The organism is Herbiconiux sp. (genome assembly GCF_004297105.1).
In the GTDB taxonomy this organism is placed as follows: domain Bacteria; phylum Actinomycetota; class Actinomycetes; order Actinomycetales; family Microbacteriaceae; genus Herbiconiux.
In genome coordinates this window covers 669,591-692,119 of the sequence record NZ_SCVE01000012.1, presented here as the reverse complement: position 1 = coordinate 692,119, position 22,529 = coordinate 669,591, and the positions used below count along the sequence as shown (strand labels likewise).

Below are 22,529 nucleotides of genomic sequence, written 5' to 3'. Positions count from 1 at the left end.
GTGCCCCCTACTGGGGGGACTATCGGGGTGACCGGTCGCGCCGGGCCATGAACGCCTGCACCGCGGGATCGACGATGATGTCGCTCGGCCGTAACGGCCGCGTGAGGTAGAGCCCCTCGAGCGTGGTGAGCCGGCTCAGCGCCACGTAGGTCTGGCCCGGGCTGAAGACCCGGGCGCCCAGGTCGACCACGGCCTGGTCGTAGGTCTGCCCCTGTGACTTGTGGATGGTGACCGCCCAGGCGAGCCGCAGCGGGAACTGGGTGAACTCGCCGATCACTTCCTTGGTGAGCTGCTTCGACTCGGGCGCGTACGAGTAGCGGTGTTTCTCCCAGGCGACCGGGTCGACCTCGTGCACCTCCCCATCGACATCGACCCAGACGGTGGAGTCGATCTTCGTCACCGTGCCGACCGTGCCGTTCACCCAGCGCTGATCGCCGTCGTTGCGCAGGAACATCACCTGCGCGCCCACCTTCAGTTCGAGGTTCTCGTCGGCGGGATAGGCGCGGCCGCCGAAATCACCGCTGATCTCGGCCTTCGCGCTCAGTACGCGGCCGGGAAGGCGCGCGAGCGCGGCCTGGTTGATGCGGTTCACCGAGTCGTTGCGGGTGGCGAGCGTGATGGCGCCCTCGGTGGGGGCGGGCCGCGCCCCCGCGCCGTTCAGCCGGTCGGCGATCTCCTTCGTCACCATGCCGAAGCGCACCGCGTTCAGCATGAACTTGAACTCGTCGTCGTGCTGGCGGTGCACCTCGGTGAGCTCCACGATCTCGAGGGATGCCTCCTCCCACACCTTCGCGTCGAAGAACCACATCGAGCGGTAGTGATCGGCGAAGTAGGCGCGCTCGTCGCCGTCGCCCGGCACCGGGGCCAGCTGGTAGGGGTCGCCGAAGAGCACCACCTGCACGCCGCCGAATGCCTCGAGGGGGCGCTGTCTCGCCTGCCGCAACGAGCGGTCGATGGCATCCATCAGATCGGCGTTCACCATCGAGACCTCGTCGATCACGAGGGTGTCGATGGTGTTGAGCAGCTTGCGCACCTCGGCGTTCTGCGGGATCTCGTGGTCGGCGATCACCCCGATGCCGAGCCGGAACAGGGAGTGGATGGTCTGCCCGCCCACGTTCAGTGCAGCCACCCCGGTCGGGGCCGAGATCACGATCTGCTTCTCGGTGTTCCACGAGAGGTGGTTGAGCAGCGTCGACTTGCCGGTGCCCGCGCGACCCGTGACGAACACGTGCTTCTTCGTGCCCTCGATGAGCTCGAACACCCGCCGCTGCTCGGCGGAGAGTTCAGGACGGGGCACCACCCCAATGTACCCGGCGTCACAGGGCCGGATGCGGTCACCCGCCTAAACTGTGGACATGACGAGGGCGGATGGGGAGAGGCGCATCGCGCTGCACCGTTCGATCGTGATCTGGACCGGGCTCTTCGTGCTCACCGTGGCCGCCCTGTTCTCCGCCATCGGCATCCTGAACCGCGAAGTGTTCAGCGCCCCTTCCTTCGTGCGCATCTACCTCGACGCCCTCAACCGGCACGACCTTCCCGGCGTGCTCGCCACCCCGGGCGTCGACCTCGGAACCACGGATGCGCCGGGCACCGGCAGCGCCTCCCTCGTCTCGACGCAGGCCCTCAGCAGCTTCGACCACATCTCCCTGGTGAGCGACACCGAGATCGCACCGGGCCGGCACCGCATCGTGTACGGCTACGAGATGCTCGGGCTCGACGGCCACACCACCACCGGCCAGACCGAGTTCGACGTGATGCAGACGGGCACGAGCTGGCTCGTGTTCCCCGAGTGGGAGTTCGTGCGGTCACCCGTGGCGTCGGCCACCGTGACGGTCTCGCACGCGTCGACCTTCACCGCGGGCACCTCGCAGATCTCCACCCCCGATCCCACGGCATTCCACGCCACCGGCGAGTACGTGGTGCTCGTGCCGAGTCTCACCGTGCTCTCGCACCAGTCGGCGCTCCTCGGCGCACACTCCGTGCCGCTCGAGGCCACCAAGGTGAATGGGTCCTCCTCCGCCATCGTCGACGTGCAGCCCACCACGGCATTCCTCGACGAGGTGCAGTCGACGGTCGACTCGTTCCTCGACGAGTGCGCGAAACAGACCGTGCTCTACCCGCCCGGATGCCCGTTCGGGCTCGATGTGAACGACCGCATCGTCTCCGACCCGGCCTGGTCGATCGAGGAGTATCCGGCCCTCACCATCCTCGCCGGGCAGGACGACTGGATCGTGCCGAACGCCTCGGGCAGCGCCCACATCACGGTCGACATCCGCTCGCTCTTCGACGGCACGGTGTCGACCCGGGACGAGTCGATCCCCTATTCGGTGACGTTCTCGCTCACGATCGGTGCCGACGGCGGCGTGGTGTTCTCGCCCCGGGCCTGAGCCCGCACCACGATCCGGTGCACGAACGCGAGTTTGCGCGCCACCGGGGCCACGATGCCGAAGGGGTAGAGGTCTTTCAGGCCCATCGACCGATTCACCCGGTTGAACATGAGCGAGAGCCAGCGCCAGTCGCTGAGGATCTCGTCGAAGCCCTCGTCCCGATAGCTGCGGCTCGGCACGACGTCGTCGTGATCGAACCCGGGGATGAGCTCGGCATGCAGCACCACCCCTGAGGTGGCTGCGGTGGCGAGGGTGCCGGTGATGTGCAGATAGTGGGCGAACGACTCCGCGAAGTCCTCCCACGGGTGCATGGTGGCGTAGTCGGAGATGTACTCGGCGATCCAGCCCTCGGGCGCGCCCGTGCGATAGTGCCGGTCGAGCGCCTCCGAGTAGCTGGCGCGCTCATCGCCGAAGAGGGTGCGGCACTCGGCCCACAGCTCGTCGGTGTCGAGCAGGATGCTCTGGTAGTAGTGACCGATCTCGTGGCGGAAGTGGCCGAGCATCGTTCGGTAGGGCTCGCCGAGGCGCACACGCAGGTTCTCGCGGTAGGCATCCAGTGATTCGGCGAGGTCGATGGTGATCACACCGTGAGCGTGCCCGATGATCACGCGCTCTCCCGTGAGGCTCGACACGAGGTCGAACGCGAGACCGCCCGGTTTCTCGTAGTACGGCTCGATCGGCAGCCCGAGGTCGATCAGCTGCATGAGCAGGCGGCGCTTGTCGACGGCCACGTTCGCGAGCTTCTCGAGCGAGATCGTGTCGTCGTTGGGCGGTCGCCTCCGGGTGAGACGGCAGCTGAGGCAGTAGCCGCTGCCCGAGTCGTCGGGAACGAGCCAGTTGCAGCGCCAGGCCCGATTGGTGCAGCGCCGCCATCCGGTCTCGGAGTCGTCGAGCGGAGCCACCGCGAAGGTTCCGGATGCGGGCACGAAGCCCACATCGACCCCGCAGTTGGGGCATTCCAGCGATTCGAAGAACACGACCGAACCGCAGACGGGGCACAGTGACGAGATCATCGTTGGCTGTCCTTCTGCTTGTCGCGATCGGCGAGCCGTTCGAGCATGGCGTTGTACTCGCCGAGCTCGGCCTCGTTGGTGCGGTCGGCCTTGCGGTCGAGTCGCGTCGTCTCCTTCTTGTCGCTGCGCGACCACTGGATGGCCACGATGAGCGCGAGGGTGAACGTGGGGATCTCCCCGATCGACCAGGCGATGCCACCGCCGTTCTGCTGATCGACGATCGCGCTCGGCCCCCAGTCACGCCCGGTGGCTCCGAACCAGTCGGCCAGCAGCAGGCCGTTGCCCTGCATGAGCGCGAGACCGAAGAACGCGTGGAACGCCATCGTGCCGAGAAGGAGCAGCAGGCGGAAGGGATACGGCAGCTTGTAGGGCACCGGGTCGATGCCGATGAGGGCCTGCACGAACAGGTAGCCCACGATGAGGAAGTGCACGATCATCCACTCGTGCCCGATGTGGTCTTCGGTGGCCCAGCGGAAGAGCGGCGTGTAGTAGAAGGCCACGAGGCTCGTGGCGAAGAGCACGCCGGCCACCACGGGGTTGGCGATCACGGTGGCGGCCTTCGAGTGCACGGCGAGCAGGATCCACTCGCGCATGCCTCGCGAGCCGTCGTCGCGCTTCTTGATGGCGCGCAGCGCGAGCGTGATGGGGCCGGCGGGCACGAGCAACAGCGGCACCATCATGCTGAGGGTCATGTGCCCGAACATGTGCACGCTGAAGAGGAACTTCTCGTAGACGTTGAGCCCGCCGTTGGTGACGTAGAAGAGAAGAAGGATGCCCGCGATCCAGAGCACCGTGCGATACCAGGGCCACGCGTCGCCGCGCCGGCGAAGCCGCACGACACCGGCGATGTAGAAGAAGATCGCGAAGGCGCACACGAGCACCCAGATCAGGTCGAAGTTCCACTGGGTGAGGAAGTTCTGAACGGTGAGCTCGGGCGGCAGGGCCTCGCCGGTGAGGATCTGCGCCGCGGTCTGCTCGGCGGGCGGCGTCTCGGGAATCGGCGTCGCCGTGCGGGCGAGAGCCGCGGCGAAGCCTGAGGCGATACCCATGAACGCGAGCTCGGCCACGATCAGCCACCAGAAGTGCCGACGGCGCTCGGTGCTGCCGAGGCGACGGATGACCCACCGGCGGTGCACGGCGCCGAACACACCCAGGGCCACGAGCGCCCCGACCTTCACGAGCACGAGGATGCCGTAGGGCGTGAGCAGACGGTCGAGCGAGCCGATCCGCAGCTCTGCGCTGACGTAGCCGGATGCCGCCACGACCACGAAGCACACGATGGCCACGCTCGAGTAGCGGCTCACCACATCGACGAGTTTCGGGGTGTCGAGGCGCCGGCTGAGCAGCGCGATCACGAGGAGCCCGCCGAGCCAGGCCGCAGCGAACACGATGTGCAGGCCGAGAGCGGTGATGGCGGCGTCGTGGCCGTCCACTCCGGCGGCGTGGCCCTGCTGGGCCATGGGGATGAGGGCGGCCACCGCGAGCAGGCCCACGAAGAAGAGGGCGGTGAGGTTGCGCACCGCGAAGCACAGCACCGTGAGTACGGCCCCGATGAGCGTGGTCTGCAGCCAGGCCTGGCCGAGCGCGATCTGGGTGAGGAACTGGCCGAGGCCCTGGCTGAACGCGTCGTCGAAACTGAGGGCACGCGCGGTCACGCTCAAGTAGCTGAAGAACCCGGTGAGGCCCGCGGCCACGGTGAAGAGCGCGGCCGAGCCGGCCGCCACGTCGAGCGCCCGGTCGTGGGCGGGAGACTCCGGCGGGATGGCGAAGAGCACGAGACCGAGCGCCCCGATCATGCCGGCCGCCGAGAGGTTCACGAGCATCGTCGAGATCGGCAGCCCGAAGCGCACGACGGCGCCCGGGTCTTCGAGCAGCTGCGGCGACGCACCGCCGCCGATGGCGAGCGCGAGCAGGAGGGCGACGAACGCCGCCACCACGAGGGCGGCGGGGCCCGCGATCCGCACGACTCTCAGCACCTGACTACTTTACGTGCCGTGACCTGGGCGATTCCCCGCGGGGTGGTTCCCGGGAACCAAAAAGGGCGCCGACCGTGGTCGACGCCCTTTTCGAAGGGGGTGTTACTTGGCAGCAGCCTTCAGCTTCGAGCCGGCCGAGATCTTGACCGAGTGACCGGCCGGGATCTCGATGGTGGCGCCCGTCTGCGGGTTGCGACCGGTGCGAGCGGCACGCGAGGTGCGCTCGACGGCGAGCCAGCCCGGGATCGTGACCTTGGTGTCGGACGCGACCGAGTCGGCCAGCGTCGAGAAGAGAGCGTCAAGAACCTCGTTGACGGAAGCCTGCGTCTGGCCGGAAGCGGCGGCGACGGCTGCGACGAGCTCGGTCTTGTTCAGTGACTTGTCAGCCATTTAAGGTGTCCTCCTCGGACCTTTTCGCTGCGGATGCAGCTGTTTACATGGAACGGTCCCGGCCACCAGGGCCAGTTCGGTTGGTCGGTTCGACCGTGGGTAATTTACCAGCTGGACTTCGTAATGCCCGGCAATTCGCCCCGGTGAGCCATGTCACGGAAGCGAACACGCGAGATTCCGAACTTCGTGAGCACACCGCGGGGGCGGCCGTCGACGGCGTCGCGGCTGCGAACGCGGATCGGCGAGGCGTTGCGGGGCAGCTTCTGCAGGCCGAGGCGAGCGGCTTCGCGCTCTTCGTCGGTCGACGTCGGGCTCACGAGAGCCTTCTTCAGCTCGAGGCGCTTCGCGGCGTACCGCTCCACGATGACCTTGCGCTGTTCGTTACGGGCAATCTTGCTCTTCTTAGCCATGTGTTTACCGCTCCTCTCGGAAGTCGACGTGCTTGCGGATGACCGGGTCGTACTTCTTCAGCACGAGGCGGTCGGGGTCGTTGCGACGGTTCTTCTTGGTCACGTAGGTGTAACCGGTGCCCGCCGTCGAGCGGAGCTTGATGATGGGACGGACGTCCTGCTGCTTTGCCATTAGATCTTCACCCCACGTGCGAGCAGGTCCTTGACGACCGACTCGATTCCACGGGCGTCGATGACCTTGATGCCCTTAGCCGAAAGCGTCAGCGTCACCGTGCGGCGAAGCGACGGGACGTAGTACTTCTTCTTCTGCACGTTCGGGTCGAAGCGGCGATTGGTGCGCCGGTGCGAGTGCGAGATGTTGTGACCGAAGCCGGGAACGGCTCCAGTCACCTGGCACACTGCTGCCATTGTTTCCTCCATTTGGTTACCGTGAGACGAGTGCCTCACCCAAGATGACTTGTCGACATCCCTGTCGCTGATTCCGGAGAACCCGTACGGGGACGCAATGGGCGGAGGATTCCACCCAACCTGCATATCCTAGGCCAGCGCCGCCCCGCTAGGCAAGTCGGGCCTCGGCCAACGCCTGCTCCGCGTGGTGGCACGACACGTCGCGCAGCTCGAAGCCGCGAAGCGCGGGAGCGTCGGTGCGGCACTCGTCGGTGGCGAGCCAGCAACGCGGGTTGAAGCGGCATCCGGCCGGTGGATCGACGGGCGAGGGCGGCTCCCCACCCAGCACGCGGCGGCGAGACAGCTTGCCCCGGTCGGCCAGGCTGTGCGACGGCGTGGCCGAGAGCAGCGCCTGGGTGTACGGATGCGCGGGGCGGGTGTACACCGTCTCCGTGTCGCCGATCTCGGCGACGCGGCCGAGGTACATCACGGCCACGCGATCGGCGATGTGCCGCACCACGGACAGGTCATGGGCGATGAACACGATCGCGACGCCCAGCCGCTTCTGCAACCCGGCGAGCAGGTTGATCACCTGGGCCTGCACCGAGACGTCCAGAGCGGAGACGGCCTCGTCGCACACCAGCACGTCGGGGTCGAGGGCGAGTGCCCGGGCGATGCCGATGCGCTGCCGCTGCCCGCCGGAGAACTGGTGCGGGTACCGCGACATCATCTCGGGAGCCAGACCGACGAGGCCGAGCAGCTCCGCCACCCGGGCGCGCCGGACGGCCGCCGGCGCGGATCGGGTCGCCGCCATCGGCTCGGCGATGATGTCGCCGACGGTCATCCGGGGGTCGAGCGAGGTGTAGGGATCCTGGAAGATCATCTGCACTCCGGTGCGCAGCAGTCTCCGGTCGCTCCGGGTCGACCTCGTCACGTCGGTGCCGTGGTAGATCAGGGAGCCGCCGTCGGGCTTCTCGAGGCCCACGAGCATGCGGGCGAGCGTCGACTTGCCGCAGCCGGATTCGCCGACGATGCCGAGCACCTCGCCGGCGTGCAGCCGGAGGCTCACGCCGTCGACGGCCGACACGTGCGTGGGGCGCAGCCGCGATCCGCCGGTGAAGGTGCGGCGCAGATCGGTGGCCTCCAGCACGACCCGAGGTCCGTCGACGCGCGAGAGCACCGCGGAGGTCGGGGCGGATTCAGTGGACGAGGTCATGGAGCAACTCCTCCGAGCGGTGGCAGGCGGATGCGCGGCCGAGTGCGACGTCGACGAGCGGCGGCCGCTCGGTGCGGCAGACCTCGATCGCGAGGTGGCAGCGCGGGTTGAACGAGCATCCGGGCGGTGTCTGAGCGGGACTCGGGGGAGAGCCGGGGATGGTGAGCAGCTCCTGGCCCTTCACCGCCGCATCCGGGATCGATCGCAGCAGGGCCTGGGTGTACGGATGCGCGGGGAGGCCGAGCACGGTGTCGGCCGCGCCGCTCTCCACGATGCGGCCGGCGTACATGACGGCCAGTCGGTCGGCCACCTCCATCACCACGCCGAGGTCGTGCGTGATGAGCAGCACACCCATGCCGAGCTGGTCGCGGAGGCGGCCCAGCAGATCGAGGATCTGAGCCTGCACGGTGACGTCGAGCGCCGTGGTGGGCTCGTCGGCGATGAGCATCTCGGGCTCCAGGGCGATGGCCATGGCGATCAGGATGCGCTGCCGCATACCCCCGGAGAACTGGTGCGGGTAGTCGTCGACCCGGTTCTTCGGCGCGGGGATACCCACCAGCCCGAGCAGCTCGATCGCACTCGCTCGCGCCTGCTTGCGCGTGGCGCCACGGTGCACCCGGAAGAGCTCGCCGATCTGGTTGCCGATGGTCATCACGGGGTTGAGGGCGGACAGGGCGTCCTGCAGCACGAGGCTCATCCGCTCTCCCCGCATGAGGCGGCGCTTCTCGTCGCCGAGGGTCAGGATGTCGGTGCCGGCCACCACGAGCTCGGCCGCCTCGACCCGCGTGTACTCGTCGGTGAGGCCCATGATCGCCCGCGCCGTGACCGACTTGCCCGATCCCGATTCCCCGAGGAGCGCCACGAACTCGCCTCGCGCCACGTCGAGATCGACGTTCCGCACGGCGTGCACCGCGCGGCCGCCGCCCGTGAAGGTCACGTTCAGGTCGCGGACACGGAGGGCCACCTGCCCCTCCGCGGCGCTCCCACCGGTCGATCCTGTCGTCATCGTCTCTCTTCCCACCTCTCCATCTTCACCCGGCACCGTTACCGAAATGTTTCAGGCGTGCTAAATCTATGCCGAATTTCACCATCGACATTGACAAACCTGCCGGATATTGAAGAGATTGTGTTCTACGGCGCCGAACGTCCGCAACTTTCAGGCGAATTCGGACGCCGCGTCACATCGCACACACGTAAAGGAGATCACGCGTGCTTGATCCCGCCGAGGCCTACAAGGGCTACACCGCCTACGACTACCTGGAAGCAGGAAAGGACTACAAGGAATTCACCTACGCGAAGCAGATCGGCCGTGTCCCGGCCTATGAGGGTCTGGGACTCAGCGCCGCCGAGGAGGAGCGCACCCGCACCCTGCTCGCCGAGGAGACCGTCATCTCGCTGCACGATCACGTGCAGGTCTTCCCCGAAGACATGGGGCAGCTGCGCGAGCACATCCGCCAGGGCCGCGAACCAACGGGCTACGAGGGCCTGTCGCGCTCGGGCATCACCGCGGTGTTCGACAACGGGATGGACGGCACCTGCTGCATCTCGAGCGATGCCGGCTGGAAGTACCAGGACGTGCTGTTCGACCTCGGCGTACGGATGGCCGACCTCGCCCACCAGGATTACGTGATCAAGGCCGAGACCGTGAAGGACATCGAGCGCGCCCAGGCCGAGGGCAAGGTCGCTCACGTGTTCGCCCTCGAAGCCGCCACGATGATCGAGAACGAGGTCGACCGGCTCGACGTGCTCTACGGCTTCGGCGTACGCCAGATGGGCATCGCCTACTCGGAGCAGAACACCCTGGGCTCCGGCCTCAAGGAGCGCGGCGACGGCGGCCTGACCTACTTCGGCGAGCGCGCCGTCGAGCGCATGAACAAGCTCGGCATCGCCATCGACATCTCGCACTCGGGCGACCGCACCTGCGTCGACGTGATCAAGGCGTCGACGATGCCCGTGTTCATCACCCACGCCGGCGCCCGTGGTCTGTGGCCCACCAACCGGATGAAGACCGACGAGACGATCATCGAGTGCGCGAAGCGCGGCGGCGTGATCGGCATCGAGGCGGCTCCGCACACGACACTGTCGCCCGCGCATCCGAAGCACTCGCTCGACTCGGTGATGGACCACTTCCAGTACTGCGTCGACCTGGTAGGGCTCGAGCACGTGAGCTTCGGACCTGACACGCTGTTCGGTGACCACGTGGGACTGCACCACGCCTTCTCGTCGAACCTCTCGATCAGCCAGGCGCACGGCCACGTGGACTACGAGGAGGTCGAGTACGTCGACGGCCTGGAGAACCCGGCCGAGGAGTTCTACAACATCATCGGCTGGCTCGTGAAGCACAACTACTCCGACGACGAAATCCGCGCCGTCGTCGGGGGCAACACCATGCGCGTCCTGAAGGAGGTCTGGGTCTAAATGCGACAACGAATTCTGGTCACCGCGGCGCTCGCAGCGAGCGTCGCCCTCACCCTGAGTGCGTGCGCGCCCTCAGCGCCCCCCGCGTCGACGAGCACCGCATCCGCGGGTTCCGACACGCTCACCATCGCGACGACGACGGATGTGGTGAACTACAACCCGCTGATCGGCAACAGCCGGAGCGACTACTGGATCACCAACCTGATGTACCCGCACCTGCTGTCGATCGCCGACGACGGCAAGAAGGAGCCGGCGCTGGCCACCGACTGGGGCTACGTCGACGCCACCACCGGGTTCTACGAGATCCGCGACGACCTCACCTGGAGCGACGGCGAGCCCGTCACCGCCGAAGACGTGGCGTGGACCATGAACGCGGTGAAGAAGGACGCGCCATCCGGCACCTTCTACGGCCAGCTGGGGAATTTCGAGTCGGCCACCGCCGTCTCCGACACCCGCGTCGAGGTGAAGCTCACGCAGGCCGACTCGTCGATCATCGAGGAGATCGGGTTCTGGGGCAACGTGGTTCCGAAGCACGTGTTCGAGAAGGCCGCCTCCGTGGCCGACTTCCCGAACGACGGATCCGACGGCGGCTGGGTCGGCGCCGGTCCCTTCACCCTCACCAAGGTGCAGGTGGGCCAGAGCTACGAGCTCGACCGTGTGGAGGACTACCCGATGGTCGAGGGCGGCACGCCCATCCCGGCCAAGGTCGTCTACCGGGTCTTCCCCGACGTGAACACCGAGATCCTGGCGCTGCAGAGCGGCGAGGTCGACGTGATCGCGAACGCGCTGCCCCCGGCGCAGGTCGACCAGCTGAAGAACTCCTCCGGCATCGAGGTCGAGGAGGTCGTGGGCCTCGGCTACGCGCACATGACCTACAACATGCAGAACCCCGATCTGGCGAAGCTCGAGGTGCGGCAGGCGCTCGCGCACGCCGTCGACTACGACGCGATCCGCACCGTGGTGCTGCAGGGCCAGGCCGTGTCGACCGGGTCGAGCCCGCTGATGCCGGTGCTGAGCGACTACTACGACGACTCGCTCACCGAGTACGAGTTCGACACCGACAAGGCACGGTCGCTCATGGAGGAGGCCGGCTACACAGCCGACTCGAGCGGCAACTTCCCCGTCTCGTTCCGGCTGATCTACTCGCTGCAGGACAGCGTGACCAGCCAGTGGGCGCAGCTCGTGAAGGACAGCGCGGCGAAGGCCGGGATCACCATCGAGCTGCAGGGCACGGAGCGCAACACCTACCTCGCCCAGACGAACGCCGGTGACTTCGACATCTACGCCGGCAACTTCGCCATCATGGACGACCCGGTGACGAACTTCACGCTCGCCTACCTGCCGGGTGGTGCGATCAACTACACCTACGTCGACGATCCGGCCCTCAACGAGCTGATCGCCCAGGGTGCCGTCACGAGCGACACCGACGAGAAGATCCAGATCATGCGGGACGCGGCGAAGATCGTGCACGACAACGTGTACGACAACATCATGTACACGCAGAATCTCTACTTCGCGCACAGCGACAAGTGGGATGGATTCATCACCAAGCCGAGCGAGCTGCTGTCGATCGTGAACCCCGAGTCACTCGCCAGCGCCCACAAGGCCGAGTAGGAAAGGGCCGCCCGCGTGCCTCGTTCATCCTTCATCCTCCGACGCCTCGGCAGGAGCGTCTTCACGATCTGGTTCGCCGTGACCGTGACGTTCCTCCTGCTGCGGCTGCTCCCCGGAGACCCGGCGCTGGCCGTCGCCAGCCCGAACATGACGGATGAGGCCCGGGCGGCCCTTCTCACCCAGTACGGGCTCGACAAGCCCCTGATCGTGCAGTACGGGCTCTACCTCGCCCAGCTCATCCAGGGCAACTTCGGTGTGTCGTTCACGCAGTCGGTGCCGGTGATGGACGTGCTGCTGCAGCGACTGCCCTGGACCCTGCTGCTCACCGTCACCGCTCTCGTGCTCACGACGGCGATCGGCATCCCGCTCGGCGTGCTCGCCGCGTCGAAGAAGGGACGCTTCCTCGACAAGATCGTGCAGGTGATCGGCGTCACCGGCCAGTCGATCTTCGTGCCGAGCATCGGCGTGCTGCTGCTGTTCGTCTTCGGGCTCACCCTGCGCTGGCTGCCCATCGGCGGCGCCTACGACACGGATGCCTACGGGCTCGACTGGTACGGCAGCGTCGCGTCGCACCTCGTGCTCCCCGCGGTGTCGCTGATGCTCATCCAGCTCGGCTCCTACGTACTCACCATGCGGTCGACCCTCATCGAAGCCCTGGGCGAGGACTACGTCACGCTCGCGAAGGCGAACGGACTGCCCTACCGCCGCATCCTGTGGAAGCACGCGCTGCGCAATGCGCTGCTGCCCACGACGACCCTGATCGGCCTCCAACTCGGCTTCCTGGTCGGCGGTGCCGTGCTCACCGAGACCGTGTTCGCCTACCCCGGCATCGGCCGGGGCATCTACGAGGCGGTCACGCAACTCGACTTCCCGGTGCTGCAGGGGGCCTTCCTCCTGCTCGCCATCACGGTGGTGGTGGCGAACATGCTCACCGACATCGTCTACGGATTCCTCGACCCCCGGGTGAAGACCTCATGACCTCTCTCGAATTCGACCCCGCCGCCACCGTCGGGATGACCACACCGGCCGAGCCGGTCGCCACCGAGAACGAGCGGGCGGGCCTCGCCACCTGGCGCGCCTTCCGCACGGAACCGCTCGGCCTGATCTCGCTCGGCATCCTGGCCCTCCTGGTCGTGGTGGCGATCGCGGCCCCGCTGCTCGCACCGTACCCGGCCAGCTACGGCACGGATGTGCTCAAGCCGCCGAGCCTCGACTACCTGTTCGGCACCGACTCGCTGGGCCGCGACGTGCTGGGCGAGGTGATCTGGGGAACCCAGCAGAGTCTGCTGGTCGCGGTGTCCGCCTCGGTCATCGCGATCGCCTTCGGCACACTCGTCGCCGTGCTCGGCGCATATTTCCGCAAGCTCGACGGCTTCATCAGCGTGATCGTCGACCTCACCCTCTCGTTGCCCGTGCTGCCCCTCATGATCCTGATCGCCGCCCTGATCGGTCCGAGCACCGGCACGATCATCGGCGTGGTCGCGGCCTTCTCCTGGCCCGAGGTCACCCGGCTCGTGCGCTCTCAGGCGCTCACCGTGGTGAATCTGCCCTACGTCGATGCGGCTCGGCTGATGACCACGTCACCGTTGTGGATCATCTCGAAGCACATCGTGCCGGCCGTCACGCCGGTGATCGTGGTCTCGGTGGTGGTCACCGCGTCGCGTGCCGTGCTCTCCGCCGCCGGCCTCGCGTTCCTCGGTCTCGGCGATCCCACCACCTGGTCGTGGGGCCGCATCCTCTACGAGGCGCAGCAGTCGGGTGCCATGTCGAGCGCGTGGTGGCTGACCCTCTTCCCGTCGATAGCCATCCTCCTCCTCGTGCTGTCGGCCACCCTGCTGTCGATCGCCTACAACGACGCGCGCAACCCGCGCAACCGAGCCCGGTAGGAGCATCCGTGACCTCGACCACCGCCACCACCGAGGGGCGCTTCCGCCAGCCGCTGGCTCCGGCCTTCTTCGATCGCGTGCAGGAGCGCGTGCGCGACCTCCTGGTGCGCGAGGGTTTCGATGCCGTGCTCACCGACGACACCGAGGATGTCGCCTACCTCACGGGTTTCTTCCACCACCCCTCCGAACGCCCGGTGGCCGTGTGGCTCGGCTCCGACGGCCGGTGCGTGCTCATGACGCCGGAGCTCGAGCGCGAGAACGCCGTGCGCCAGTCGGCACGGGCCGAGATCGTGTCGTACGCGGAGTTCCCGGGCATCCGCCCTCCTTTCGCCGCGCTGGCCGGTGCCGTCGGCAGCGGGCGCGGTCTCCGCGTGGGGTTCAGCACGCAGATGACGAACGAACGGCAGACCGCGGCGACGAGCCAGCTGGCGGATGCCGATTTCCGCGCCACGACGCTGGTCACCCGTGCGCGCTACCGCAAGTTCGACGAGGAGATCGCGCTGCATCGCGAGGCCGCCCGCATCACTGACGTGATGCTCGAGGCCGGTGTCGCGCTGCTGACCGGAGCCATCGCGAGCGGCGGCGAGCTGCCGAGCGAGTCGGAGCTCGCCGCCCACGTGACCGGTACCGGCGTGAAGACGATGTATGCCGAGCACGACGACGTGATCGTGGTCTCGCCCCTGGCCGGTGGCCTCGTCTACGCCGGGGCGAACTCGGCTTTTCCGCACGGGCTGCCCTCCGGCTACCGCCTCCGCGACGGCGACACGTTCATGCTCTCCCTCGGCTGCGCCGTGGGCGGCCGCTTCGTGGAGGGCGAGCGCACCTTCGTACTCGGCACGCCGACCACCGAGCAGCGGCTCTACCACGAGACCATCCGGCGCGCGCAGGAGGTCGGTGGGCAGGCCATCCGTCCCGGTGCCGAGTGCCGGTCGGCCAATGCCACCTGCCTCGCCGTGATCGAGGACGCCGGTCTGGGCCGGTTCATCCGCCACCGTCAGGGTCACGGAATCGGCCTCGGGATGCACGAGCCGCCGTGGCTCGAGGCCGGCGACGACACCGTGCTCGAGCCGGGCATGGTGGTGTCGAACGAACCGGGCATCTACATCCCGGGCCACGCCGGGTACCGCATCAGCGACAGCATGCTCGTGACCGAGACGGGATCGGAGCCGCTCACGGCCTTCCCCCGCTCCCTCACCGACTGCACCATCGCGCTCTAGAGCTCCACCGCACCATCGATCCACAGATAGACAGGAGTCACCCATGACCGAGAACGCCGTCTCCCCTGAATTCGCGGCCGCCACGAGCTCCGCCCAGCGCGTGCGCATCAACGGCAACGAGCTGGCGGTGGAGGTGCTCGGCCCCGAGGGCGCTCCAGTGATCATCACGCACCACGGCGCTCCCGGTCTCGGCTCCCGGGCGGAGCCGCGCGCGAGCTTCGGCCGTCTGGCCGACGAGTACCGGGTGGTGGTGTTCGATGCCCGCGGCTCCGGCCAGAGCGAGGGCTCCGGCGAGTTCAGCCACGAGCAGTGGGCCGCCGACATCGACGGTCTGCGCGAGTGGATCGGCGCCGAGACGATCGTGATGGCGGGCGGCTCCTACGGCGGATTCATGTCGATGGAGTACGCCATCCGCTATCCCGACCGGGTCACCGCCGTCGTGCTGCGCGACACCTCCGCCGACAACGGCAACGCGCACCTCGCCCGGGAGAACGCCCTGGCATCGGATCGGGTCACGATCGACATGGAGAAGTTCGACCGCATCGACGAGGGCCGGGTGCGCGACGACGACGATCTGCGCGACTGCTGGCGCGAGATCCTGCCCCTGTACGACTTCCACTACGACCCCGCGGCCGTGGAGAAGAAGGTGCAGGCCACCCCGTACCGGTACGAGGCGCACAACTACGCCTTCTCGAAGAACCTCCCGAACTACGACCTGAAGCCCCTTCTGCCGACGGTGACCGTGCCGACACTGATCACGGTGGGGCGCACGGACTGGATCACGCCGGTATCGTGTAGCGAGACCATCGCGAGCCTGATCCCGAACTCGGAGCTCGTGGTGTTCGAGGAGTCCGGGCATTCTCCCCAGATCGAAGAGGCCGAGCTATGGACAGCGACCGTTCGCAGATTCCTGCACCGGGTGGCGCCGACAGACGGGGCGAGGTCAGGCGGGGCGCACACGACGGAGTCCTGAGCGTGCGCGCACTCGACAGCCTCGACGAGCTCGACCGCAAGATCGTGGTGGCCATGCAGCACGACGGCCGGGCCAGCTGGCGCGCCATCGCGGAGATGGTGGGCTCATCCACCGCCACCGTCACCCGCCGCGGGCAGTCGCTGCTCAGCTCAGGCGTGATCAAGGTGGCCGTGAACCCCGCCCTCGGGGCGGCGGGCCAGGTGGATTCGTTCCTCATCCGCATCAACTGCGCACCGGGCACCCAGTTGATGGTGGCCGAGCAGCTGGTGGCCCACGACGACGTGCGTTTCGTCACCGTGGTCACCGGGCAGTACGACATCATCGCCGAACTCGTGGTGAAAGGCGGTGCCACGAACTACCCGCACCTGCTCGAGGAACTGCAGTCGATCGACGGCGTCGAACGCTGGCGCAGCGACCTGGTGATGCACATCTACAAGGTCACGTTCGACTGGGGCCGGCAGCTCTTCGCCGACACGCTCTCGCTGCCCGAGATCTCGAGCGACTTCGAGCACGTGGCCGAGCCGGAACCCTGCAGCCCGGTGCACTTCGACTCCTCCGACTGGAAGATCATCGACGCACTGCGCGACGACGGCCGGGAGACCTTCCAGGCGGTGGCCGACCGCGTGGGCATGAACGAGTCGAGCGTGCGGCGCCGCTTCGAGCGGCTGCGCAACGCGCAGTGCATCGACATCCTGACCCTCGTGCCCGCCCCCGCGCTCGGCATGGGGGCGGAGACCCTGCTCACCGTGAAGGTGTCGCCGTCGCAGATGGATGCGGTGGCCCGCGAGCTCGCGAAGCATCCTGCCATCCGCTATCTCGCCGCCACCCTCGACGAGAACGCCTTGTTCTGCGAGGTCATCCTGCCCTCGACGAACGAGCTGTACTCGTTCATCACGTCGACGCTCTCGCGGCTCGACGGCGTGGAGGGCTGGACGGCGTCGATGGAGCTGCTCTTCCTCAAGCGCGGCTTCATCGAGACGCCGTGGTGGCGCAGCCAGGTGGCCCCGCCGGCCTGAGGCGGATGCAGGGGCGGTCGGCCCGACCGCCGGACCCGGCTACTGGGGAGGGACGCAGGCCGAGCAGAAGCCGAAGATGTCGACCACGTGTTCCGGCCGGCTGAACCCGTGCAGGGCTGCGGTGCGCTGTGCCCACGCCTCCACTTCGTCGGCCTCGATCTCCACCGTGAGCCCGCAGCTGCGGCAGATGAGGTGGTGATGGTGCGCCAGCGAGCAGGCGCGGTACAGCGACTCACCCTCGGGCGACTGCAACGAATCGGCTTCACCCTCCTGGGCCAGATCGGCCAGTGCGCGGTACACCGTGGCCAGACCGATCTGCGAGCCGGAGCCCTTCAAGGAGGAGTGCAGGCTCTGCGCGCTCACGAAGCCCATCTGGGTGCCGAGGGCGCTCCGCACCGCCTCACGCTGCCATGTGTTGCGTTTCACGACCGCACCGCCTTCCGTGCCGGTGTCGCGTGCCCGGCATCCGTCATTCTCCCCGTGCCGGCTCCGCGGCGCCAGGCGATGAGCCGGCAGACCACGTAGATGGCGAACGAGATGGTGGTGACATAGGGGCTGATCGGCACGGATGCGCCGAGCGCCAGCATGATCCCACCCACGAGCGACGTCACCGCGAACAGGGTCGAGAGCAACGGCACCACGATCGGCGACGACGAGAGGCGAAGGGCCGCGGCTGCGGGCGTGACGAGGATCGAGAGCACCAGCAGCGAGCCCACGATCTGCACCGAGACGGCCACCGCGAGGCCGAGCAGCAGCATGAAGAAGATCGAGAGGCCGCGCACCGGCACACCGCGGGCGGAGGCGACATCCGCGTCGACGCTCGCGAAGGTGAGCGGCCGCCACACGAGGATGAGGCCAAGCACCACCACGATCGAGATCGCGATGAGGGAGTTCAGCTTGGGGTCGTCGACCGCCACGATCTGCCCGGTGAGCAGCCCGAACTTGTTGGCCGAACGACCCGGGTAGAGCGAGAGGCACAGGATGCCGAGGCCGAGGCCGAACGGCATCAGCACCGCGATGATCGAGTTGCGGTCGCGCGCCCGGGCGCCGAGCAGGCCGATCAGCAGCGCGGCGATGATCGATCCGATGATCGAGCCCTCCACCACTCCCACCCCGAAGAGCAGGCCGGCGGCGGCGCCCGCGAACGAGAGCTCGCTGATGCCGTGAACGGCGAATGCCATGTCGCGTGACATCACGAACACGCCGATCAGGCCGCCCACGATGCCGAGCACCGCGCCCGCGATGATCGAGTTGTGCAGCAGACCCAGCAGCTCGCCGTAGTCGGCGAAGTTGAAGACCTGCGACCAGAAGTCACCGCTCACGGCAGCACCCCCCGTAGGCCCGACCCGGCATCGTCGTCGTGCTCGTCGTGGTGGGCCAGGTGGTCGTCGGGGTGGCCGTGCACGCCATCCGTGGTCCCCACCACGATCACGCGACCGTGTGCGCGGATGACGTCGACCTGTGAACCGTAGAGCTCGCTCAGCACCTCTGAGCGCAGCACCTCGTCGGGCTCGCCGATGCGGAAGCCGCCGTCGGCGAGGTACAGCACCCGGTCGACCATGTCGAGCACCGGGTTGATGTCGTGGGTGACGAAGAGCACGCCGAAGCCGCGCTCGCGCCGCTGCCGGTCAATCAGTTCGCTCACCGCGCGTTGATGGGTGAGGTCGAGCGAGAGGAGGGGCTCGTCGCAGAGCAGGAGCTGCGGGTCGCCGGCGAGAGCCTGACCGATGCGCAGCCGCTGCTGCTCACCTCCGGAGAGGGTGGAGACGCCGACCTGGGCGTACTCGGTGGCTCCTACGGCCGCGAGCAGGGTATCCACCTCGCGGCGGCGCGCGGCGGAGGGCAGCGGCACCCCCCAGCGGTGGCCGGTGAGACCGAGGGCTACCAGGTCGCGAGCGCGCAAGGGCGTTCCATCGGGAGCGAGCTTCTGCTGTGGCACGTAGCCGATCCGGCGGTCGCCCCTCCGGCCGGGTGCGCCGAGCACGTCGATGCGGCCCGAGGTGAGCTTCTGCTGCCCGAGGATGGCCTTCAAGAGGCTCGACTTGCCGGATCCGTTCGACCCCAGCACCGCGATGAACTCACCCGGTGCCACGTCGAGGTCGAGATGCGACCACAGCGTGCGCGGGCCGAATGACAGGCTCGCGTCACGCAGGGTCAGCACCGGATCGGTCACCGTCAAACCCTACTGCCCTGCCCGTGCGCGCTCGTCGCGCACTCAGCCCGCGAGCGCGGAGGAGACCGCGTCGATGTTGGCCTGCATCCAGCTGAAGTAGTCGGTGCCGACGGGCATGGTCTCGGTCACGGCCACGGTGGGGATGCCGTTCTTCTCCGCCGCAGCGATCACCGCGTCGGTCTGCGGACCGCCGGTCTGCTCGTTGTACACCAGCAGCGCGACGGACTTCGCGTCGAAGAGCGCGAGGGTCTCCTGCAGCACGAGGGGCGGAACATCCGTTCCCTCCTCGATCGCTTCGCTGAAGGCGTCGGGGGTCTCGTCGTCGAGGCCCGCGGCGGCGAGGAGGTACAGCGGCACCGGCTCGGTGATGGCGACGCCCTCGCCCGCGTGGGAGGCCTTGATGGCCGCCTCTCCCGCCTCGAGATCGGCGAGCTTCGCCTTGGCGGCCTCGCCGTTGGCCTCGAATGTCGTGGCCTCGGACGGGTCGAGGCTCGAGAACTCGGTCACCAGGGAGTCGACGAGCTTCTGCATGGTGGGGAAGTCGTACCAGAGGTGCTCGTTGAACCCCTCCTGCTCGAGTCCGGAGATGTCGGTCACGTTCAGCACGGCGGGGTCGGAGCCGGATGCGGCCGACAGCATGGTGTCGATGAAGTCGTCGTAGCCGCCGCCGTTCTCGATCACGACCTGCGCCTTCGACACGGCCAGCTGGTTCTGGCCGTCGGCCTGGTACTCGTGCGGGTCTTTGCTCGGGTCGTCGATGATCGACGTCACCGCGACGGCGTCGCCGCCCACGGCCTCGGCGATGCTGCCGTAGACGTTGGTGGAGGCCACCACGCGGATGCCATCCGCCGCGCCGGAGTCGGCCGCGGTGGGGCTGGTGGAGCAGCCCGCGAGTGCGAGTGCGGCCACGCCGGCGAACAGGGGAACCAGGAGAGTGCTCTTCTTCACACCCTCACTCTATTGATAATGATTTTCAATACCAAATCGAGGTCAGTCGAGCAGCAGAGCCGGCTCCTCGATGATGGATGCGACGTCCGCCACGAACCGGCTGGCCACGTCGCCATCGACCACGCGGTGATCGAAGCTGGCGCCGATGGTGGTGACGAAGCGGGGTCGGACCTCGCCATCGACCACCCACGGGCGCTGCTTGATGGTGCCGAGTGCCACGATGGCGGCCTCGCCGGGGTTCAGGATGGGGGTGCCGGTGTCCATGCCGAACACCCCGATGTTCGTGATCGTGATGGTGCCGTCGGCCATGTCGGCGGGGGAGGTGCGGCCTTCGCGGGCCGTGAGGGTGAGACTCTCGAGCGCGCCCGCCAGCTGCAGCATGGTCATGTCGTGGGCGTCTTTCACGTTCGGCACGATCAGCCCGCGCGGCGTGGCCGCGGCGATGCCGAGGTTCACGTAGTTGCGCACGATGATCTCCTTCTCGGTGAAGACCGTGTTCACCATCGGGTTGCGGCGCACCGCCCAGATGATGGCCTTCGCCATGATGAGAAGAGGCGACACCTTGACCCCGGTGAAGTCGGGCGACGTCTTGAGTCGCTTGACGTACTCCATGGTGCGGGTGGCGTCGACGTCGACGAACAGGCTCACGTGCGGCGCGGTGAACGCGCTCGTCACCATCGCCTTCGCGATCTGCTTGCGAACGCCCTTCACCGGGATGCGCTCCTCGCGCACGGGCGCCCACTGCGGCGTCTCGATGTTGTGGAACACCTTCGCCTGGTCGGCGTGCCGGATGACGTCCTCCCGCGTGATGTCGCCGATCACCCCGGTGGGCGTCACCTCGTTGAGGTCGACGCCGAGGTCTTTCGCCAGCTTGCGGATGGGCGGCTTGGCGATCACGGGGACGCCCGGGATGGGCTGCATCGCCCGGGCGATGCGCGGGGCGCCTGTGCGGGCGGCATCCGGAGCCTCGCCGATGGCGGGAACGGGACGGCGCGCGCGGCCCGTGCGACGGCTCGCCACGTGGCCCTTGATGCCGTAGCCCACGAGAACGGCACCCGACGACGAGCTCTCGGCGGCCGAGGTGGCCTCGGCGGTGTCGGCGAGTGTCTGGGCGGCCGTGATGTCGGCGGGGTGCACGATCACCTGGGGGAGTGGCACCGGGGCGGATGCGGCATCCGCGGTTCCGGCCGAGACCGGAGCCGGAGCCGAGCCCGCGACATCGGTCACGGTGATGATGGGCGCACCCACCTCGACCGTGGCACCCTCGGCCACCAGCAGGGCCTCGACGGTACCGGCGAACGGCGAGGGCAGCTCGACGAGCGACTTGGCGGTCTCGATCTCGACGATCACCTGATTGATCTCGATGGTGTCGCCCGGAGCGACTTTCCACTCGACGATCTCGGCCTCGGTGAGACCCTCGCCGGGGTCGGGGAGAAGGAACTGCGACGAACTCATGGGGATATCTCCTAGTACGCCATCACGCGGTCGATGGCTTCCATGACGCGGTCGGCGTCGGGAAGAAACTTCGTCTCGAGCTTCGCCGGCGGGAACGGGGTGTCGAAGCCCGACACCCGCAGCACCGGCGCGGTGAGCGAGTAGAAGGCGCGCTCCGCGACCGTGGCCGCGATCTCGGAACCGACGCTCACGAAGCCGGAGGCCTCCTGCGCCACCACGAGCCGGCCGGTCTTCGTGACCGACTCGAGGATGGGCCCGTAGTCGACCGGGCTGAGCGAGCGCAGGTCGATCACCTCGACGCTCACTCCCTCGCCTGCCGCGATCTCCGCCGCCTGCATCAGCACCGCCACCATTGCTCCGTGGGCGAGAACCGTCACGTCGGTGCCCGTTCGCACCACCCGGCTCGCGTGCAGCGGGGCGGCGGTGCCGGCGAAGTCGACCGGGCCCTTGGGCCAGTAGCGGCTCTTCGGCTCGAAGAACATCACCGGGTCGTTCGAGGCGATGGCCTCCTGGATCATCCAGTAGGCGTCGTTCGGGGTCGACGGGCTCACCACCCGGAGGCCCGGGGTGTGGGCGAAGTAGGCCTCGGGGCTCTCCTGATGGTGCTCGACGGCGCCGATGTGGCCGCCGTACGGCACCCGGATGACCACGGGCATCGAGAACGCTCCGCCGCCGCGGTTGGTGAGCTTCGCGAGCTGCGAGGTGATCTGGTCGAAGCCGGGGTAGATGAAGCCGTCGAACTGGATCTCGCACACCGGGCGGTAGCCGCGAAGCGCCAATCCGATGGCGGTGCCGATGATGCCCGACTCGGCGAGCGGGGTGTCGACCACCCGGTCGCGGCCGAACTCGGCCTGCAGTCCCTCGGTGACGCGGAACACGCCGCCGAGCGGCCCGATGTCCTCGCCCATCAGCAGCACCTTGGGGTCGTCGGCGAGCGCCTGGCGAAGACCCGCGTTCAGAGCCTTGACCATGGGCAGCTCCTCGACCCGCGCAGCGGCCGCACCCCCGGGCGCGGCGGTTGCGGATGAGACGGCCGGGGTGGATTCGGTG

23 protein-coding genes are annotated in these 22,529 nt (G+C 68.0%); 8 read left to right on the top strand and 15 right to left on the bottom strand.

Annotated elements, in window-relative coordinates; all coding sequences use genetic code 11:
• Positions 1 to 19: 19 nt before the first annotated feature.
• Positions 20 to 1,297 (bottom strand): DEAD/DEAH box helicase, encoded by a 1,278-nt coding sequence (locus EPO52_RS09680; RefSeq protein ID WP_290805313.1) that lies wholly within the window; start codon positions 1,295 to 1,297, stop codon positions 20 to 22.
• A 58-nt stretch (positions 1,298 to 1,355) separates the two neighbouring features.
• Between EPO52_RS09680 and EPO52_RS09675 the strand changes: the two genes are divergently transcribed.
• Positions 1,356 to 2,387: a hypothetical protein gene (locus tag EPO52_RS09675; RefSeq protein ID WP_290805310.1), complete on the top strand. Its 1,032-nt coding sequence runs from the start codon at positions 1,356 to 1,358 to the stop codon at positions 2,385 to 2,387.
• On the opposite strand, the gene EPO52_RS09670 is transcribed toward EPO52_RS09675, so the two are convergent.
• The 8 genes from EPO52_RS09670 to EPO52_RS09635 form a co-directional block, all read right to left on the bottom strand.
• On the bottom strand, positions 2,321 to 3,400 hold the full coding sequence (locus EPO52_RS09670; RefSeq protein WP_290805307.1) for a putative zinc-binding metallopeptidase: 1,080 nt from the start codon (positions 3,398 to 3,400) through the stop codon (positions 2,321 to 2,323). The genes EPO52_RS09675 and EPO52_RS09670 overlap by 67 nt on opposite strands.
• Positions 3,397 to 5,376: a cytochrome c oxidase assembly protein gene (locus tag EPO52_RS09665; RefSeq protein ID WP_290805305.1), complete on the bottom strand. Its 1,980-nt coding sequence runs from the start codon at positions 5,374 to 5,376 to the stop codon at positions 3,397 to 3,399. Before EPO52_RS09665 ends, EPO52_RS09670 begins: the two co-directional genes overlap by 4 nt.
• A 102-nt stretch (positions 5,377 to 5,478) precedes the next feature.
• A complete protein-coding gene (locus EPO52_RS09660) occupies positions 5,479 to 5,766 on the bottom strand; it encodes an HU family DNA-binding protein (protein ID WP_066039861.1) in 288 nt (95 codons plus the stop codon).
• Between the two features lie 104 nt (positions 5,767 to 5,870).
• On the bottom strand, positions 5,871 to 6,176 hold the full coding sequence (gene rpsN / locus EPO52_RS09655) for a 30S ribosomal protein S14 (RefSeq protein ID WP_290805300.1): 306 nt from the start codon (positions 6,174 to 6,176) through the stop codon (positions 5,871 to 5,873).
• 4 nt (positions 6,177 to 6,180) lie between these two features.
• A complete protein-coding gene (rpmG, locus tag EPO52_RS09650) occupies positions 6,181 to 6,348 on the bottom strand; it encodes a 50S ribosomal protein L33 (protein ID WP_022897487.1) in 168 nt (55 codons plus the stop codon).
• Complete coding sequence (rpmB, locus tag EPO52_RS09645; RefSeq protein WP_290805292.1) at positions 6,348 to 6,584, bottom strand: 50S ribosomal protein L28; 237 nt, start codon at positions 6,582 to 6,584, stop codon at positions 6,348 to 6,350. The genes rpmG and rpmB overlap by 1 nt, the downstream gene beginning before the upstream one ends.
• Before the next feature lie 148 nt (positions 6,585 to 6,732).
• Positions 6,733 to 7,779 (bottom strand): dipeptide ABC transporter ATP-binding protein, encoded by a 1,047-nt coding sequence (locus EPO52_RS09640; protein ID WP_290805290.1) that lies wholly within the window; start codon positions 7,777 to 7,779, stop codon positions 6,733 to 6,735.
• Positions 7,763 to 8,785 (bottom strand): ABC transporter ATP-binding protein, encoded by a 1,023-nt coding sequence (locus tag EPO52_RS09635; RefSeq protein ID WP_290805287.1) that lies wholly within the window; start codon positions 8,783 to 8,785, stop codon positions 7,763 to 7,765. The genes EPO52_RS09640 and EPO52_RS09635 overlap by 17 nt, the downstream gene beginning before the upstream one ends.
• Before the next feature lie 203 nt (positions 8,786 to 8,988).
• Here EPO52_RS09635 and EPO52_RS09630 point away from each other — a divergent pair, with 203 nt between their 5' ends.
• Genes EPO52_RS09630 through EPO52_RS09600 form a run of 7 tightly spaced genes read left to right on the top strand, consistent with a single transcriptional unit; the run spans position 8,989 to position 16,903 of the window.
• Positions 8,989 to 10,197 carry a membrane dipeptidase gene (locus EPO52_RS09630; RefSeq protein WP_290805285.1) on the top strand — a complete coding sequence of 403 codons (1,209 nt, stop codon included), beginning with the start codon at positions 8,989 to 8,991 and terminating at the stop codon, positions 10,195 to 10,197.
• Positions 10,198 to 11,811, top strand: a complete 1,614-nt coding sequence (locus EPO52_RS09625) for an ABC transporter substrate-binding protein (RefSeq protein ID WP_290805282.1) — start codon at positions 10,198 to 10,200, stop codon at positions 11,809 to 11,811.
• Between the two features lie 15 nt (positions 11,812 to 11,826).
• Complete coding sequence (locus EPO52_RS09620) at positions 11,827 to 12,789, top strand: ABC transporter permease (RefSeq protein WP_290805279.1); 963 nt, start codon at positions 11,827 to 11,829, stop codon at positions 12,787 to 12,789.
• Positions 12,786 to 13,697: an ABC transporter permease gene (locus tag EPO52_RS09615; protein ID WP_290805276.1), complete on the top strand. Its 912-nt coding sequence runs from the start codon at positions 12,786 to 12,788 to the stop codon at positions 13,695 to 13,697. The genes EPO52_RS09620 and EPO52_RS09615 overlap by 4 nt, the downstream gene beginning before the upstream one ends.
• 8 nt (positions 13,698 to 13,705) lie before the next feature.
• Positions 13,706 to 14,914: a Xaa-Pro peptidase family protein gene (locus EPO52_RS09610; RefSeq protein ID WP_290805273.1), complete on the top strand. Its 1,209-nt coding sequence runs from the start codon at positions 13,706 to 13,708 to the stop codon at positions 14,912 to 14,914.
• 43 nt (positions 14,915 to 14,957) lie between these two features.
• Positions 14,958 to 15,887, top strand: a complete 930-nt coding sequence (locus tag EPO52_RS09605; protein WP_290805269.1) for an alpha/beta hydrolase — start codon at positions 14,958 to 14,960, stop codon at positions 15,885 to 15,887.
• Positions 15,888 to 15,889: 2 nt separating this feature from the next.
• A complete protein-coding gene (locus EPO52_RS09600) occupies positions 15,890 to 16,903 on the top strand; it encodes an Lrp/AsnC family transcriptional regulator (protein WP_290805267.1) in 1,014 nt (337 codons plus the stop codon).
• Positions 16,904 to 16,942: 39 nt separating this feature from the next.
• On the opposite strand, the gene EPO52_RS09595 is transcribed toward EPO52_RS09600, so the two are convergent.
• The 6 genes from EPO52_RS09595 to EPO52_RS09570 are packed head-to-tail and all read right to left on the bottom strand — an operon-like array spanning position 16,943 to position 22,450.
• Positions 16,943 to 17,329, bottom strand: coding sequence for a transcriptional repressor (locus EPO52_RS09595; RefSeq protein ID WP_290805264.1), 387 nt, complete (start codon positions 17,327 to 17,329; stop codon positions 16,943 to 16,945).
• Positions 17,326 to 18,225 (bottom strand): metal ABC transporter permease, encoded by a 900-nt coding sequence (locus tag EPO52_RS09590; protein ID WP_290805261.1) that lies wholly within the window; start codon positions 18,223 to 18,225, stop codon positions 17,326 to 17,328. Before EPO52_RS09590 ends, EPO52_RS09595 begins: the two co-directional genes overlap by 4 nt.
• A complete protein-coding gene (locus tag EPO52_RS09585) occupies positions 18,222 to 19,076 on the bottom strand; it encodes a metal ABC transporter ATP-binding protein (protein ID WP_290805258.1) in 855 nt (284 codons plus the stop codon). Before EPO52_RS09585 ends, EPO52_RS09590 begins: the two co-directional genes overlap by 4 nt.
• A 42-nt stretch (positions 19,077 to 19,118) precedes the next feature.
• The gene (locus EPO52_RS09580; protein WP_290805255.1) at positions 19,119 to 20,024 is read right to left on the bottom strand and encodes a zinc ABC transporter substrate-binding protein; all 906 of its coding nucleotides are present in this window, start codon (positions 20,022 to 20,024) and stop codon (positions 19,119 to 19,121) included.
• 42 nt (positions 20,025 to 20,066) lie between these two features.
• Positions 20,067 to 21,479 carry a 2-oxo acid dehydrogenase subunit E2 gene (locus tag EPO52_RS09575; protein WP_290805252.1) on the bottom strand — a complete coding sequence of 471 codons (1,413 nt, stop codon included), beginning with the start codon at positions 21,477 to 21,479 and terminating at the stop codon, positions 20,067 to 20,069.
• A gap of 11 nt (positions 21,480 to 21,490) precedes the next feature.
• Positions 21,491 to 22,450, bottom strand: coding sequence for an alpha-ketoacid dehydrogenase subunit beta (locus EPO52_RS09570; protein WP_290806185.1), 960 nt, complete (start codon positions 22,448 to 22,450; stop codon positions 21,491 to 21,493).
• Positions 22,451 to 22,529: the final 79 nt, after the last annotated feature.

Excerpts from the sequence above, each read along its gene's own strand:
- EPO52_RS09675 (WP_290805310.1), top strand. The coding sequence starts at position 1,356 with ATGACGAGGGCGGATGGGGAGAGGCGCATCGCGCTGCACCGTTCGATC.
- EPO52_RS09670 (WP_290805307.1), bottom strand. The coding sequence starts at position 3,400 with ATGATCTCGTCACTGTGCCCCGTCTGCGGTTCGGTCGTGTTCTTCGAA.
- EPO52_RS09660 (WP_066039861.1), bottom strand. The coding sequence starts at position 5,766 with ATGGCTGACAAGTCACTGAACAAGACCGAGCTCGTCGCAGCCGTCGCC.
- rpsN (WP_290805300.1), bottom strand. The coding sequence starts at position 6,176 with ATGGCTAAGAAGAGCAAGATTGCCCGTAACGAACAGCGCAAGGTCATC.
- rpmG (WP_022897487.1), bottom strand. The coding sequence starts at position 6,348 with ATGGCAAAGCAGCAGGACGTCCGTCCCATCATCAAGCTCCGCTCGACG.
- rpmB (WP_290805292.1), bottom strand. The coding sequence starts at position 6,584 with ATGGCAGCAGTGTGCCAGGTGACTGGAGCCGTTCCCGGCTTCGGTCAC.
- EPO52_RS09640 (WP_290805290.1), bottom strand. The coding sequence starts at position 7,779 with ATGACCTCGTCCACTGAATCCGCCCCGACCTCCGCGGTGCTCTCGCGC.
- EPO52_RS09635 (WP_290805287.1), bottom strand. The coding sequence starts at position 8,785 with ATGACGACAGGATCGACCGGTGGGAGCGCCGCGGAGGGGCAGGTGGCC.
- EPO52_RS09625 (WP_290805282.1), top strand. The coding sequence starts at position 10,198 with ATGCGACAACGAATTCTGGTCACCGCGGCGCTCGCAGCGAGCGTCGCC.
- EPO52_RS09615 (WP_290805276.1), top strand. The coding sequence starts at position 12,786 with ATGACCTCTCTCGAATTCGACCCCGCCGCCACCGTCGGGATGACCACA.
- EPO52_RS09605 (WP_290805269.1), top strand. The coding sequence starts at position 14,958 with ATGACCGAGAACGCCGTCTCCCCTGAATTCGCGGCCGCCACGAGCTCC.
- EPO52_RS09575 (WP_290805252.1), bottom strand. The coding sequence starts at position 21,479 with ATGAGTTCGTCGCAGTTCCTTCTCCCCGACCCCGGCGAGGGTCTCACC.
- EPO52_RS09570 (WP_290806185.1), bottom strand. The coding sequence starts at position 22,450 with ATGGTCAAGGCTCTGAACGCGGGTCTTCGCCAGGCGCTCGCCGACGAC.